This window comes from Emergencia sp. 1XD21-10 (assembly GCF_009936045.1).
Taxonomy (GTDB): domain Bacteria; phylum Bacillota; class Clostridia; order Peptostreptococcales; family Anaerovoracaceae; genus Senimuribacter; species Senimuribacter intestinalis.
Window position 1 is genome coordinate 1 of the sequence record NZ_QWEQ01000051.1, and the last position, 1517, is coordinate 1517.

1 rRNA gene is annotated in these 1517 nt (G+C 52.9%); it reads right to left on the reverse strand.

Going from position 1 to position 1517, the window contains the following annotated elements:
* Window positions 1-1467 (reverse strand): 16S ribosomal RNA (locus D1151_RS16060); the annotation flags it as partial.
* Window positions 1468-1517: the final 50 nt, after the last annotated feature.

Here is a 1517-nt window from a genome sequence, read left to right on the forward strand (position 1 = left end):
TTCACCCCAGTCATTGGTTTTGCCTTAGACAGCATATTTCCTTGCCGGCTTTGGGCACCCCCAACTTCCATGGTGTGACGGGCGGTGTGTACAAGACCCGGGAACGCATTCACCGCGGCATTCTGATCCGCGATTACTAGCAACTCCGGCTTCGTGCAGGCGAGTTGCAGCCTGCAGTCCGAACTGGGACCGGTTTTCGAGATTTGCTCCGCCTCACGACTTCGCTGCTTTCTGTACCGGCCATTGTAGCACGTGTGTAGCCCAGAACATAAGGGGCATGATGATTTGACGTCATCCCCACCTTCCTCCGAGTTGTCCCCGGCAGTCCCACTAGAGTGCCCATCTTACTGCTGGCAACTAATGGCAAGGGTTGCGCTCGTTGCGGGACTTAACCCAACATCTCACGACACGAGCTGACGACAACCATGCACCACCTGTCTCCTCTGTCCGTAGAAAAACCCGATTAAGGGTCTGTCAGAGGGATGTCAAGTCCTGGTAAGGTTCTTCGCGTTGCTTCGAATTAAACCACATGCTCCGCTGCTTGTGCGGGTCCCCGTCAATTCCTTTGAGTTTCACACTTGCGTGCGTACTCCCCAGGCGGAGCACTTAATGCGTTAACTACGGCACCGAAGTCTTGCGACCCCGACACCTAGTGCTCATCGTTTACGGCGTGGACTACCAGGGTATCTAATCCTGTTTGCTCCCCACGCTTTCGTACCTCAGTGTCAGTTACAGTCCAGAAAGCCGCCTTCGCCACTGGTGTTCCTCCTAATATCTACGCATTTCACCGCTACACTAGGAATTCCGCTTTCCTCTCCTGCACTCAAGCATCCCAGTTCGCAGGGCGAACAATGGTTGAGCCATTGCCTTAAACCCTGCGCTTAGGTTGCCACCTACGTACTCTTTACGCCCAATAATTCCGGATAACGCTTGCCCCCTACGTATTACCGCGGCTGCTGGCACGTAGTTAGCCGGGGCTTCCTCCTTGGGTACCGTCAGTTCTTCTTCCCCAAGGACAGAAGTTTACGACCCGAAGGCCTTCTTCCTTCACGCGGCGTTGCTGCATCAGGCTTTCGCCCATTGTGCAATATTCCCCACTGCTGCCTCCCGTAGGAGTTTGGACCGTGTCTCAGTTCCAATGTGGCCGTTCACCCTCTCAGGTCGGCTACTGATCGTCGCCTTGGTAAGCCGTTACCTTACCAACTAGCTAATCAGACGCAGGCCCATCCTTTGCCGATAAATCTTTGACCATCTGCTCATGTAACCAAATGGTGTTATCAGGTTTTAATCATCGTTTCCAATGGCTATCCCTGTGCAAAGGGCAGGTTGCCTACGCGTTACTCACCCGTCCGCCGCTTTCCACTGACTCCTTCAACCGAAGTATCTGTCATCAGCTTCTCGCTCGACTTGCATGTGTTAGGCACGCCGCCAGCGTTCATCCTGAGCCAGGATCAAACTCTTAATTAAATGGTATATCAAAGACTAATGTCTTAAATATCTTTCCTTAAGAAATCCTT